The organism is Allocatelliglobosispora scoriae (assembly GCF_014204945.1).
Classification (GTDB): Bacteria; Actinomycetota; Actinomycetes; order Mycobacteriales; family Micromonosporaceae; genus Allocatelliglobosispora; species Allocatelliglobosispora scoriae.
In genome coordinates, this window is sequence record NZ_JACHMN010000003.1 from 1,889,872 (window position 1) to 1,902,677 (window position 12,806).

Genomic DNA, 12,806 nt, shown 5'->3' on the forward strand with positions numbered 1-12,806 from the left:
CTACCACCACCATGGAGGTGTATCCGAATGACCCGTACGAAGAAGATCATGGCGGCACTGGGAGCAGCCGTTCTGCCGGTGCTCTTCATCGGCGCCGTCGGGAGCCCGGCGGCCGCCGACTGCCCCGGGGACACGTTCTGCCTGTACGAGACCGCCGGCTACGCCGGTGGCCAGTACACCTACCACCCGACCACGAGCTGCACCAACCTGGGCAGCGGCATCGCCGACGACGCGAACGCCATGCGGAACTACCGCGGCTACTACGTCAAGCTGTGGGACTTCCCGGGCTGCTCGGGCTCGCTCACCTACACCGCCAACCCCAACTCCTACGACTCGGACTTCGGGAACAACGGCTTCTCCAACAAGGCCAGCTCCCTGAAGCGGGTCTAGTTCCCCGACAAGGTGCTGGGACCCGGGGCATCGGTGTCCCAGCACCTTTCCCACCTTCGGCACTAGAGCAAGGATTCGTGATGCTGCGACCGATCAGCCTTCTCGCCGCCGTCCTCCTCCTCGCCGGCTGCGCTGCTCCCGTACCCCCGCGCTCTCCTGACCTGGCTCTGGACTTCGCGCCCACCGCGGCGGTCGAGGCGCTGCGCCTGCCCTTCGACGCCTACTCCTACTCGCTGTCCGAGCTCTACACCATCTCCAACGCCGAGGACGTGCTGACGGGGGAGTGCATGCGGGCCAAGGGACTGGCCTGGGAGGTCGTCGACCGGCCCACGGACCTGCCGGACCTGCGCAACCGCCGCCGCTACGGCGTGGTCGAGATGCGGATCGCCGAGCGGGTGGGCTACCACGTCCCGGCCGGGCTGCTCACTCCGGTGGCGGTCGAGCAGAGCTACGACCAGCGCGAGAGCAGCCTGAGCGAGGCTCAGAAGGCGGCGGCCTTCGGCGCCGGCGGCTGCGGGCCGCAGGCGTCGCAGCGGCTGCGGCCGGACGAGGATGCCGGCCAGGGCCTGCTGCAACGGCTGGACCGCGGCTCGCTCGACGATTCCCAGCGCGATCCCCGGGTCGCGGCGGCGCTGCGCTCGTGGCGGGACTGCGTCCGCCGGCTGGGCTTCGACTACCCGGACCCGTTCGCCGCGATCTCCGATGCGCGATGGTGGGCGGACGACGCCGCGGGCCCGTCCCGGCAGGAGGTGGCGGTCGCCGTCGCCGATGTCCGGTGCAAAGAGCAGACGAGCTTGATCGAGGCCTGGTACGCCGCCGAGCTGCGCATCCAGCAGGAACTGGTCGAGCGGAATGCCGTCGAACTCCGGAAGGTCGGTGCCGCGATGCAGAAGGAGCTCGCCGCGGCCCACGCGATCCTGGGGCGGTAGACGTTCTCCTGCGGGCGTCGATTGTCCGACATCGACCACAAGCGCAGTTGGTGCCTTCCGCCGGTTCGCGATGCACCCATTGACACGCCAATCCGCCGCGGTCATGATCGGCAGCCAACCGATGATCCATTCGACGTCGGTCAACGTCCCATTCGCGTAAAGGACCCGCATGCGACGTACCGCAGCCTTGCTGGCAGCCCTGGCCCTCGCCCTCGGCGCCTCGCTCATCGCCACGACGCCCGCCTACGCCGCACCGGCCCGGGCGAACGGCCAGAGCAACCCGGTGATCTTCATCCACGGCTACAGCAGCACGAACTGCAGCACCTACTGGTCGAAGGCCTCGTCCCTGTTCAGCAGCACCGGCTGGACGGGTGCACGGGTCACCTACGGCTACTACACCGACGACTCCAGCTGCTCCCACGAGTACGCCGGCAGCCTGAACTCGTCGATCAAGACGATCGGCAAGGACCTGGCGAACTGGATCTACACCACGTATTCGAAGAACGGCGTCAAGGTCGACGTGGTCGCCCACTCCATGGGCGGGCTCATCATCCGGTCCGCGCTCACCGAGGTGGCGAAGAAGACCGCGGGCTGGCCCGCCTACCTCTACGTCGAGGACGTCGTGACGCTGGGCACCCCGCATGACGGTGCGATCGTCGCCGGTGGCCTGTGCATCTTCGTGAACAACACGCAGTGCTCGGAGATGTCGGCGGGCAGCACGTTCCTGCAGGGGCTGACGGCGCGTCCGGAGTCGGCGATGCAGACGGACTGGACGAACATCGGCTCCTACGCCGACGAGATCGTGACCGCGGCGTCGGCCACCTACATGAACGGCCAGCACAAGATCCAGTACCAGCTGGCGGCCGGTCTGCAGCACGCCGAGCTGATCACGGCGAGCACGGGTACCTACAGTTCCCGGTTCTCGCACAACGGTGCTGCGTGGAGCGCGTACGCCGCCCGCGTCAACCCGGTCCAGTGGGCCAGGAACGCCGTGTACTACAGCTCCTCCACGTAGGCCTGCACCCCTTGATCGTGCTGTTTCCCGGAAACAGTCCCCTCGCAGACCGGGTGAGGGGACTGTTTCCGGGAAACAGCACGATCAAGGCCGGGTGGGACCCCGTCGGTGTGCATTCACCACGGGAGCTCCGAGTAGGTCGAGGACCTGGGCAGGCCGGGGGGCCGGCCCGCCCAGGATTGCGCTACACCGTGATGCGGCCCGCGCCCGCTCCCGCGGTCACGCTCGCCTTGACGCCACTCGCGCTGTCCAGGGTGTACGAGTACGGGATGCTCGCCACGCTGCCGCCGGTGCCGCCGGCGCTGGAGCCGACGAAGTAGTTGTTGCGTGCCACCAGCCCGCCGACCGGTGAGGAGCCCTCGCCGCGGTGATAGGTGTCGTCGACGTTCTCGAAGTAGTTGCCTTCGACCAGGACGCCGGCCCCGCAGGTGGAGGCCACGCCGTACCCGCCGTTGCCGTTGTAGTAGTTGTTGTAGACGTGCACGGGGTTGCCGAAGCGCACCCGGGGGTGGCGCTGGTTGGACCCGTCGAACCAGTTGTGGTGGTAGGTCACCCGCAGGTGGCCGGCGTCCTCGCCGGCATTGTCGTCGCTGTGTCCGAGCAGCATGGACTTGTCGTGGTTGAAGACCCGGTTCCAGGAGATGGTGACGTAGTCGGAGGCGCGCTTGACGTCGACCGCACCGTCGTACCCGTTGGAGAAGCTGTTGTGGTCGATCCAGACCCGGGTGGAGTATTGGACGTTGATCCCGTCGTCGTCCCAGTCGCGGAAGGCGATGTTGCGGATGATGACGTTGCTGGCGTTGGAGACGTTCAGACCGCAGCCGGCGATGGTGGCACCGGAGTTGCCGAGGATCGTCTTGTTGGACCCGACGGTGATCATGCCGGAGCAGGAGATCGTGCCGGAGATCCGGACGACGCGGGCGGTGGTGCCGGAGACGGCGCTGGCCAGGGCCGAGGAGCTGGTGACCGTGGTGGCCGAGGCGCTGCCGCCGCCGGTGGTGCCGCCGCCCTGGGTGGCCCAGCCGACGAGGCCGGTCTGCGACCCGCCGCCGCCTCCGCCGCCGGAGCCGGTGTTGATGAGCTGCCAGTTCTGGTTCCAGCCGCCGAGGTCGGCGAACTGGCTGATGATGCCGCCGTCGGTGGTGGACCACTCCCACAGGTCGAGGGCCTTGCCGCTGTGGCGGTTGAGGAACTTGACGTAGCCGCTGTCGGTGTCGCGCACCGCGAAGTGCTGGCGGGTGCTGCCGTTGTCCGGGTTCTGGACGAGCCCGGTGCCGTCGTTGGCGTTGGGCAGTTCGAGGAACTTGCCGCTGTGGCGCGACTTCAGCTTGTAGTAGCCGCTGCCCGCGCCGACGAACTGCCACTGCTGCTGGTAGCCGTCGTTGCGGGCCCACTGGACGATGGGCGCTGCGTCGGCGGTGCTGAAGTTGTAGAGGTCGATCGCCTTGCCGCTGTGCCGCGACACGATGGTGTACCAGGCGTTGGTGTCGATGGTGACGGCGTGGGCGGGTGCCGCGACGGCCGCGCCGACCGCGGCCAGGACGAGGCTGAACAGGGCGGTGACGGCGGTACGCCGACGCCATAAGTGCGTGGTCGACGTCCGTGGAGTGAGGTGAGACATCGGATGGGACCTCCGAGGTATGGACCGCGAGCGGCATTGGCGTGCCGCCCGCGGTAGGTTGGGGAGCGGGTGGAAAGCGCTTTCCAATCCGGAAGGCTAGCCAGGGCGCATATGGCTGTCAATGCGATGGGCATGCCAATGGGAGCGCTCACATTGATCTTCATGGTCTGCTCGCCCGCAGTGGAGTCACGGAGGCGGGTGCCGTCGGTGGCGCGCACGGCGGGAGATGCGCGCGGCTCGACCCGGCCGACTACGTCCATTCCGCCAATGGAATGCCGATCGCCTGCCGTGCCGCCGACGAGTCGGATCATCGGATTCCGGAGCTCCGGCGGAAAATCCTGTCATCAGTAGAAATACAGGTTGCGTATCGGCTATTGACCGATGTGCCACTCGCCGGACGTGACGGCGCACACCGCGAGTTCTTCCTGCGTGTTCTCCACGCTTGCGCAGCCCTCGCCGCCGGTTCGGCATCGATCGTGGTGAGCTGAAATATCGATCTGTCCGCTCATCTTCGACCCCTTCTTGAGGTCGCGCCGATAGCGTGAATTCAGGCCGTGGCGGCGACCGCCCATGGCTTTACAGAGGAAATGCAGCCCCGAATATCGCCGTGAGTCCGGCGAATTATTCGCCTCATGGGGAAACGGAACCAGTCATTCCATAAGGCGAAGGTAGTCACATGAACACATTTACGGAAACGCGTGCCGCCCTGGAGCCCCACGAGCTCCGGTGGCGAGTGGACGAGACCCTGGCCGATTTCCTCTCGACCCAGGGTGCGCTCTGGCCGGAGGCGGCGCCACAGGCGGTGCTGGCGGAGCTGAGCCGGTTCGTCACGGCCGGCGGGAAGCGGCTGCGGCCGGCCTTCTGCTACTACGGCTACCTCGCCCTCGGCGGGGCCACCGAGGACGGGATCATCCCGGCCGCGGCGTCGCTGGAGCTGCTGCACGCCTTCGCGCTGATCCATGACGACATCATGGACGCCAGCGACACCCGGCGCGGCCACCCGACGCTGCACCGCAGCCTCGCCGGGATGCATCGCCGGGAAGGCTGGCGGGGCGACAGCGACCTGTTCGGGACGGGGACCGCGATCCTCTGCGGCGACCTGTGCTTCGCCTGGTCGGAGGAGCTCTTCTCCGGCTGCGGGCTGCCCGCCGCCGACGTCGCCGCGGCCCGCCGGATCCTGATGTTGATGCGGACCGAGACGATCGGCGGGCAGTACCTGGACCTGCGGGAGCAGGCCGATCCGGGCACCGTCGAGACCGCGCTGCGCGTGGTGCGGTTCAAGACCGCCAAATACACCGTGGAGCGGCCCCTGCAGATCGGGCTGGCGCTGGCCGGCGGCGACACCGAGCTGAGCAAGGCCTTCGGCGAGCTCGGCGAGACGCTGGGGGTGGCGTTCCAGCTCCGCGACGACCTGCTGGGAGTCTTCGGCGACCCGGCCAGGACCGGCAAGTCGGACCTGGACGACCTGCGCGAGGGCAAGGCCACCGTGCTGATGGCCGCCGCCCGGGCCCGCGCCACCGCACTGCAGATCGACGAGCTCGACCGCCTGGTCGGCGACCCCGAGCTGGACGAGGCCGGGGCGCAGATCGTCCGGGAGATCATCACCGGCACGGGAGCGGTCGCGGTCACCGAGACCATGATCGCCGACCGGGCCGCGGAGGCCTACGACATCCTGCAGTCCGTCAAGATCGCCGACGAGGTCCGGCCCGTCCTCGAGTCGCTCATCGCCGGCTGCGTGCGGCGGGACTACTGAGGGAGTCGAGATGGGACGGGTACTGCTGGCCGCACCGCGCGGCTACTGCGCGGGCGTCGACCGGGCGATCGAGATCGTCGAAGCCGCGCTGGCACGTTACGGACCGCCGATCTACGTACGCCGGGAGATCGTCCACAACAGCTACGTCGTCGGGGACCTCGCGTCCCGGGGCGTGGTCTTCGTCAAGGAGCTCGACGAGATCCCGGCGGAGTCGCTGGTGATCTTCTCCGCGCACGGGGTGGCGCCCTCGGTGCGGGCGGAGGCGGAGGAGCGGGGGCTGACCTTCGTCGACGCCACCTGCCCGCTGGTGAGCAAGGTGCACGCCGAGGCGCGCCGGTTCGACCGGGACGGATACGACATCCTGCTGGTCGGGCACGCCGATCATGAGGAGGTCGTCGGTACGGTCGGCCAGGCGGCGGACCGCATCCGGGTGGTCGACCCCGACGACGGCGAGTTCGACCTGGCCGGGGTGGACCCGGACCGGGTGGTGTGGCTGTCGCAGACCACCCTCGCCGTCCAGGACGTGACCGGCACGGTGCAGCGGCTCAAGGAGCGGCTGCCGCAGCTGCGCAACCCGCCGAGCGACGACATCTGCTACGCCAGCCAGAACCGGCAGGACGTGGTCCGGCTCATCGCCGACCGCTGCCAGCTGGTCCTGGTGGTCGGGTCGCAGAACTCCTCGAACTCGATCCGGCTCGTCGAGGTGGCCCGGCAGGCGGGGGCGGACGCGGCGTACCTCATCGATCGGCCGCACGAGCTGCGGCCCGAGTGGCTCGACGGGGTGGAGACCGTCGGGGTCACCGCCGGTGCGTCCGCCCCCGAACTGCTGATCCAACAGTTGCTCGGCCTGCTCGCCGAGCACGGCTACGCCGATGTCGAACCGATCACCACCGTCGTGGAGACGGAACGTTTCGCACTGCCGGCCGGCTTGCGGACGACGAGTCCCTAGAAGGAGCTTCCATCGTGGCAGCGTTGCCCGACCTGGCCCTGTTGAGCAGGGTCACCGGTCCAGCAGATGTACGCCGAATGCGACCCGACGAGCTGCCCGCACTGGCGCGGGAGATCCGGGACTTCCTCATCGACCGGGTGGCGGCCTCCGGTGGCCACCTCGGTTCCAACCTGGGCCTGGTCGAGGTGTCGATCGCCCTGCACCGGGTGTTCCGCTCGCCGACCGACACCCTGCTCTTCGACACCGGGCACCAGGCCTATGTGCACAAGCTGCTCACCGGCCGGGCGGAGCGGTTCGACCGGTTGCGGCAGGCCGACGGCTTGTCCGGCTACCCGTCGCGCGCCGAATCCGAGCACGACGTCATCGAGAACTCGCACGCGTCCACCGCCGTGGCGTACGCGGACGGGTTGGCGAAGGCTCTGGAACTTCGGGGTGACACCGACCGCCGCGTGGTCGCCGTGCTCGGCGACGGCGCGCTCACCGGCGGCCTGGCCTATGAGTCGCTGAACAACCTCGGCGGGGCGCCGGAGCGGCCGGTCATCGTCGTGCTCAACGACAACGGGCGCTCCTACGGCCCCACGATCGGCGGGATCGCCGACCACCTGTCCGAGCTGCGCACCATCTCGTCGGCGGAGGACGGCAACTTCTTCACCCACCTGGGGCTGGCCTATGTCGGGCCGGTGGACGGGCACGACGAGCCGGCGGTGGAGCGCGCGCTGCGGCAGGCCCGCGACCTCGGCGGACCGGTGGTGGTGCACTGCGTGACCCGCAAGGGCTACGGCTACGCCCACGCCGAGAACGACGAGCTGGAGAACTTCCACGCCGTCGGGGTGATCGACGTGGCGACCGGCAATCCGTACCGGGAGGTCGACGAGACCTGGACCGACGTGTTCGCGCAGGAGCTGTGCCACCTCGGGCAGTCCCGCCCGGACCTGGTGGCGATCACCGCGGCGATGGGCGGCCCGACGGGACTGCTGCAGTTCGCGACGAAGTTCCCGGAGCGGTATTTCGACACCGGCATCGCCGAGCAGCACGCGATGGCGTCGGCCGCCGGACTCGTGCTCGCCGGGGCGCACCCGGTCGTCGCGATCTACTCGACGTTCCTGAACCGGGCACTCGACCAGCTCCTGATGGACGTCGCGATGCACCGGTCGCCGGTGACCGTCGTCCTGGACCGGGCCGGGATCACCGGGCCCGACGGGGCCAGCCACCACGGCATCTGGGACCTGGCGCTGCTGGGCATGGTCCCCGGGCTGCGGGTCGCCGCCCCACGCGACCCGCAGCGGCTGCGGGACCTGCTCGCCGAGGCGATCGGGGTCGGCGACGGGCCGACCGTGCTGCGCTTCCCGAAGGCCGTCGCCGGTGCCGACATCGCCGCCGTCGACACGGTGCACGGCATGGACGTGCTGGCCGTGCCCGGCGACCTCCCCGCCGACGTGCTCCTGGTGGGGGTCGGCGTCCTGGCGGGGGAGTGCCTGCGGGCGGCCGAGCTGCTCGCGGCGCACGGGATCGGCGCCACCGTCGTCGATCCGCGCTGGGTGCTGCCGGTCAACCCCGCCCTGCCCGGCCTCGCCGCCCGGCACGCGCTGGTCGTCGCCGTCGAGGACGGTACGCGGGTCGGCGGCGTCGGGGCCGGGATCGCCCAGGCCTGCGCCGACGCCGATGTCACCACCCCTGTCCGCAACCTCGGCCTGCCCCGCTCCTTCATCGAGCACGGCAGCCGGGCCGACCTGCTCGCCGCCGCCGGGCTCACCCCGCAGGGCATCACCGACCTGGTGCTGCGCCTGCACCGCCGACCGACACAGTAAGGGCCTTTCCGTGACCGCCATCTCCCTGGGCATGCCCCCTTCCGCTCCGCGCGTCCTGGCCGACCGGCGGATCTCCCGCCGGCTCATGGTGGGCCGGGTCCCCGTCGGGGGCGACGCCCCCGTCAGCGTCCAGTCCATGACCACCACGCTCACCTCGGACGTCGACGCCACGCTCCAGCAGATCGCGCAGCTCGCCGCCGCCGGGTGCCAGATCGTCCGGGTCGCCGTCCCCAGCCAGGACGACGCCGACGCGCTGGCGGTGATCGCCCGCAAGTCCACGCTGCCGGTGATCGCCGACATCCACTTCCAGCCGAAATACGTCTTCGCCGCCATCGACGCGGGCTGCGCCGCCGTGCGCGTCAATCCCGGCAACATCAAGAAGTTCGACGACAAGGTCGGCGACATCGCCCGGGCCGCCCGCGACGCCGGGATCCCGATCCGGATCGGCGTCAACGCGGGCTCCCTCGACGAGCGCCTGCTCGCGAAGTACGGCCGGGCCACGCCGGAGGCGCTCGTCGAGTCGGCGCTGTGGGAGTGCTCCCTGTTCGAGGAGCACGGGTTCACCGACATCAAGATCTCGGTCAAGCACCACAGCCCGCTCGTCATGGTCGCGGCCTACCGGCAGCTCGCCGCCGCCTGCGACTACCCGCTGCACCTCGGTGTCACCGAGGCCGGACCGCTGATGCAGGGCACCATCAAGTCCGCGAGCGCCTTCGCGATCCTGCTCGCCGAGGGCATCGGCGACACGATCCGGGTCTCGCTGTCGGCCCCGCCGGTCGAGGAGGTCAAGGTCGGCATCGGGATCCTGGAATCCCTCGGCCTGCGTCCGCACCGGCTGGAGATCGTCTCCTGCCCCTCGTGCGGGCGGGCCCAGGTCGACGTCTACAAGCTCGCCGAGGAGGTCACGGCCGGGCTGGAAGGGCTGCCCTATCCGTTGCGGGTGGCGGTGATGGGCTGCGTCGTCAACGGTCCCGGCGAGGCGCGCGAGGCCGACCTCGGTGTCGCCTCCGGCAACGGCAAGGGGCAGATCTTCGTCCAGGGCGAGGTCATCGCGACCGTACCCGAATCCCAGATCGTCGAGACCCTCATCGAGGAGGCCCTCAAGCTCGCCGCCCGCCTCCAGCTCGAGGAGAGCGACGACGCGACCCCGGAAGTCCTGGTCGCCGCCTGACCGCAGTCCCGCACGACAACGCAACAGGGAGCACGAAAAGATGAGTGTGGAGCGCACCACCCAGCTCTGGCCGGAGGTGGTCGAGCGGGTGCACCGCGACGGCCCCGCCGCACCCGCCATCGGTGTCAACGGACCCGACGGCACCCCCGCGAACCCCTTCGACCTGCTCTGGACACGCAAGGCGATCGCGGGCTCGCCGCTGGCCGAGCACGTCGCCGCCGCCGGGACGCGACCCGAATACGGCACGTCCCTCTACGACCCGGTCGCGGCGTGGCGGGTCCTGCAGCAGTATCCCGGCGCGTTCGGCACCGAGTTCGAGCAGCGCAACCGGGCCTGCGCCGAGATGACCGAGCACGCGTGCGCGCTGCTCGGCGACATCAGCGCCGCCCGGTCCGGGCTCGGCGACAGCCGCCGGATCTGGCAGGCACCGGTGGAGATCGGCGACGACTCGGCCGGTGCGATCCTGGCGTCGGCGCGCAGCGGCGCCAACGGGGGACGGACCACGAAGTCGCATCCCGGGCTGTGCACGAGCCCCGCGTGGGCGGAGGTGATGGAGGAGTTCGGCCTCGCCGGCATCGCCTCGCTGCCGACCGTCGGCCTGGGCGCCTGGCTGATGTCGCTGCTGACCAACGACTTCCCGGGCGGCGACGACTGGCGGCAGGACTACGTGATCTTCCTCGCCTACGCCTTCTACTTCGAGTACAACCTCGACAGCGCCTCGTTCGGGCAGCAGCGGGCCGAGCGGGTCCTGCAGGACCTCAACCACATGTGGGACGTGCCCGGCCTGCCGGTCGACCTGGTGGTGCGGCGGCTGCACATGCTGACCTCGATGGCGTTCTTCGACACCAAGCGCAAGGACGAGGCCGCCGTCCGCGACAACCCGACCGACGGGCTCACCGCCTGGGTGCACCGCGACCGCGACTGGTGGCGCGACTTCAAGGCCCTCGACAGCGGCGGCTGGGCGCACTACCTGTCGTTCCACCCCGGGGTCGCCGGGCGCGACGACATGATGCTGTGCGGGCTGACCAACGACTGGGTCGACCTCGGCCCCGACCTGCGCAACGGCGAGTGCAACCAGAGCGTCCTGGCGATGACGCGCGGCTCGGTGACGACCTCGGCGCTGCTGGAGTGCTACGAGCGGTCGGTGTGGATGCTCAACAGCCAGCTCACCCCCGACGGCAGGGTACGCCCTGAGCGCTTCACCGGGTGCATGACGACGATCGGCACCTGCATGTGGGAGATGTCCAACCACCGGCACGACATCTGGCGCTACTACGTGATCGGCATCGACTCGTGCGCGGAGGCCACCGAGCGGGACCTCTACCGGTCCGGGCTGCTCGCCGACTGCTACGCCGAGGACTTCACCCCTCGCCTACCGGTCGGCACCGAGTCGCTGGCGGTGTCGCGGCGACCGCTGCCCTACGAGGTCCTCGTGGGCGGGGAGTGGCACCGGGGCGAGGTGGCCCTGAGCGTCCCGCTGTGCGACGCCGTCGAGGCCGGGGTGCTCGCGATGAGCGTGGTCCTCTACTCCTACGTCGTCCCGAAGCTCCTGCGCGACGGCGAGATCACCGTGCCGGCGTTTTTGTCCTACGTGGACAGTGAATACTGCGGCAACTTCGCCGAGGTGATGCGATCGGCGTACGCGAGCGGGTTCGACGACCCCTACTGCCAGGCGGTCGCGAGCCTCGTGCTGGAGCAGTGGTGGTCCGGCATGTACTTCGCCATCGGCCTGGGCAGCCTCATCGAGGCCCAGCCCGGTGCCATCGCCGGCGACCGCGCCTACGACACCGCCGCCGAACCGGCCCACCCCACTCCCAGCTACCGGTAAAGGATCACCATGTCTCAGCACGAAAGCTCCCGGGTGGCGCTCGCCACCGAGGTGTTCGGCAATCCCGCCGCGCTCTTCACGGCGCTTGGCAGCCGCTCGCCGCTGCACCGGGTCACGCTCCCCGACGGGCAGGCGGCGGTCATGGTCACCGGCAACCGCGAGGCCCGCGAGGCGCTCAACGACCCCCGCCTGGTACGCAGTATCGAAGCCGCCGCGCCCGAACTGCGCATGTTCCACCCCCTCGCCCATGACGAGTACAAGATGCCGCAGCACATGCTCTTCGCGGACCCGCCGAACCACGCCCGGCTGCGCCGCCTCGTCTCCAAGGCGTTCACCCGCCCCCGGGTGAAGGAGATGCGGGCCCGGGTCCAGGAGATCACCGACGAGCTGATCGACGTCATCGCGCCGAAGGGCAGCGCCGACCTCGTACCGACGCTGACCCAGCCGCTCTCCGTCGCGGTGATCAGCGAGATGCTCGGCGTACCGGCGCAGGACCGCGCCGAGTTCGCCCACCACGCGACCCTCATGACCGGCATCAACGCGTTCTCCGACTTCGCCGCGGTCATCGCCGCCAACCAGTGGCTGGACGCGTCCCTGACGGAGCTCGCGGCCCGCCGCCGGGTCGAGCCCGCCGACGACCTCCTCTCGGCGATGGTCGCCGCCCAGGTCGACGACGACCAGCTCACCGACCTGGAGGTGAAGTCCAACGCGCTGCTGCTGCTCATCGCCGGGTTCGAGACGACGATGAACCTGATCGCCAACGGCATCGTCGCGCTGCTGACCCACCCCGAGGCGCTGGCGGCGCTGCGGGCGGACCCGTCGCTGATGCCGAACGCGGTCGACGAGATGCTCCGCTACGACCCCCCGGGCTCCACGGTGACCTACTACTACGCCGCGGAGCGCACCGAGATCGCCGGGTTCGCGATCGAGCCGGGCGAGCAGGTGGTGATCTCGGTGGCCGCCGCCAACCACGACCCGGCGGTCTTCACGGACCCGTCGCGGTTCGACATCCACCGCAACACCGGCCAGATGCTCAGCTTCAGCCACGGCATCCACTTCTGCCTCGGCGCGCCGCTCGCCCGGCTGGAGGCGGAGGTCGCCTTCACCACCGTGCTGCGCCGGCTGCCGGACCTGGCCCTGGCGGTCCCGGTGCAGGAGCTGACCTGGAACCAGAGCTACCACCTGCACCGCATGGACGCCCTGCCGGTGACCTTCACCGTGTGACGCCTGTTCCGCAACGGGGCCCCGGGTGACCGGGGCCCCGTTTTGTGTGCAGGTTGTGTGACCGGCGTGGCCCCGAGCCCATACCTTGCACTACTATGCCTAACAGTTCAAGGTATAG

At 69.8% G+C, this 12,806-nt stretch carries 11 protein-coding genes; 9 read left to right on the forward strand and 2 right to left on the reverse strand.

Features of this window, described 5'->3' with window-relative positions:
• The first annotated feature begins 27 nt into the window (after positions 1–27).
• The 3 genes from F4553_RS34675 (at position 28) to F4553_RS34685 (ending at position 2,334) form a co-directional block, all read left to right on the forward strand.
• A complete protein-coding gene (locus tag F4553_RS34675) occupies positions 28–390 on the forward strand; it encodes a peptidase inhibitor family I36 protein (RefSeq protein ID WP_184845011.1) in 363 nt (120 codons plus the stop codon).
• A gap of 80 nt (positions 391–470) precedes the next feature.
• The gene (locus tag F4553_RS34680) at positions 471–1,319 is read left to right on the forward strand and encodes a hypothetical protein (RefSeq protein ID WP_184845013.1); all 849 of its coding nucleotides are present in this window, start codon (positions 471–473) and stop codon (positions 1,317–1,319) included.
• Between the two features lie 169 nt (positions 1,320–1,488).
• Positions 1,489–2,334 carry an esterase/lipase family protein gene (locus tag F4553_RS34685; RefSeq protein WP_184845016.1) on the forward strand — a complete coding sequence of 282 codons (846 nt, stop codon included), beginning with the start codon at positions 1,489–1,491 and terminating at the stop codon, positions 2,332–2,334.
• A 184-nt stretch (positions 2,335–2,518) separates the two neighbouring features.
• Here the strand turns inward: F4553_RS34685 and F4553_RS34690 are convergent, their stop codons facing one another.
• Both F4553_RS34690 and F4553_RS34695 read right to left on the reverse strand, forming a co-directional pair.
• Positions 2,519–3,955: a pectate lyase family protein gene (locus F4553_RS34690; RefSeq protein ID WP_184845019.1), complete on the reverse strand. Its 1,437-nt coding sequence runs from the start codon at positions 3,953–3,955 to the stop codon at positions 2,519–2,521.
• A gap of 371 nt (positions 3,956–4,326) precedes the next feature.
• Positions 4,327–4,464, reverse strand: coding sequence for a hypothetical protein (locus F4553_RS34695; protein WP_184845022.1), 138 nt, complete (start codon positions 4,462–4,464; stop codon positions 4,327–4,329).
• Positions 4,465–4,631: 167 nt separating this feature from the next.
• On the opposite strand from F4553_RS34695, the gene F4553_RS34700 reads away from it, so the two are divergent.
• The 6 genes from F4553_RS34700 to F4553_RS34725 are packed head-to-tail and all read left to right on the forward strand — an operon-like array spanning position 4,632 to position 12,688.
• Complete coding sequence (locus F4553_RS34700) at positions 4,632–5,708, forward strand: polyprenyl synthetase family protein (RefSeq protein ID WP_184845025.1); 1,077 nt, start codon at positions 4,632–4,634, stop codon at positions 5,706–5,708.
• Between the two features lie 10 nt (positions 5,709–5,718).
• Entirely contained in the window at positions 5,719–6,657 is a 939-nt protein-coding gene (locus tag F4553_RS34705; RefSeq protein WP_184845028.1) for a 4-hydroxy-3-methylbut-2-enyl diphosphate reductase, read from the forward strand.
• Positions 6,658–6,671: 14 nt separating this feature from the next.
• Positions 6,672–8,465, forward strand: a complete 1,794-nt coding sequence (locus F4553_RS34710) for a 1-deoxy-D-xylulose-5-phosphate synthase (protein WP_312875504.1) — start codon at positions 6,672–6,674, stop codon at positions 8,463–8,465.
• A gap of 10 nt (positions 8,466–8,475) precedes the next feature.
• Entirely contained in the window at positions 8,476–9,636 is a 1,161-nt protein-coding gene (ispG, locus tag F4553_RS34715) for a flavodoxin-dependent (E)-4-hydroxy-3-methylbut-2-enyl-diphosphate synthase (RefSeq protein ID WP_312875505.1), read from the forward strand.
• A 40-nt stretch (positions 9,637–9,676) separates the two neighbouring features.
• A complete protein-coding gene (locus F4553_RS34720; protein ID WP_221470601.1) occupies positions 9,677–11,464 on the forward strand; it encodes a hypothetical protein in 1,788 nt (595 codons plus the stop codon).
• A 9-nt stretch (positions 11,465–11,473) separates the two neighbouring features.
• Positions 11,474–12,688 (forward strand): cytochrome P450 family protein, encoded by a 1,215-nt coding sequence (locus F4553_RS34725; RefSeq protein WP_184845030.1) that lies wholly within the window; start codon positions 11,474–11,476, stop codon positions 12,686–12,688.
• Positions 12,689–12,806: the final 118 nt, after the last annotated feature.

Excerpts from the sequence above, each read along its gene's own strand:
- F4553_RS34675 (WP_184845011.1), top strand. The coding sequence starts at position 28 with ATGACCCGTACGAAGAAGATCATGGCGGCACTGGGAGCAGCCGTTCTG.
- F4553_RS34680 (WP_184845013.1), top strand. The coding sequence starts at position 471 with ATGCTGCGACCGATCAGCCTTCTCGCCGCCGTCCTCCTCCTCGCCGGC.
- F4553_RS34685 (WP_184845016.1), top strand. The coding sequence starts at position 1,489 with ATGCGACGTACCGCAGCCTTGCTGGCAGCCCTGGCCCTCGCCCTCGGC.
- F4553_RS34690 (WP_184845019.1), bottom strand. The coding sequence starts at position 3,955 with ATGTCTCACCTCACTCCACGGACGTCGACCACGCACTTATGGCGTCGG.
- F4553_RS34695 (WP_184845022.1), bottom strand. The coding sequence starts at position 4,464 with ATGAGCGGACAGATCGATATTTCAGCTCACCACGATCGATGCCGAACC.
- F4553_RS34700 (WP_184845025.1), top strand. The coding sequence starts at position 4,632 with ATGAACACATTTACGGAAACGCGTGCCGCCCTGGAGCCCCACGAGCTC.
- F4553_RS34705 (WP_184845028.1), top strand. The coding sequence starts at position 5,719 with ATGGGACGGGTACTGCTGGCCGCACCGCGCGGCTACTGCGCGGGCGTC.
- F4553_RS34720 (WP_221470601.1), top strand. The coding sequence starts at position 9,677 with ATGAGTGTGGAGCGCACCACCCAGCTCTGGCCGGAGGTGGTCGAGCGG.
- F4553_RS34725 (WP_184845030.1), top strand. The coding sequence starts at position 11,474 with ATGTCTCAGCACGAAAGCTCCCGGGTGGCGCTCGCCACCGAGGTGTTC.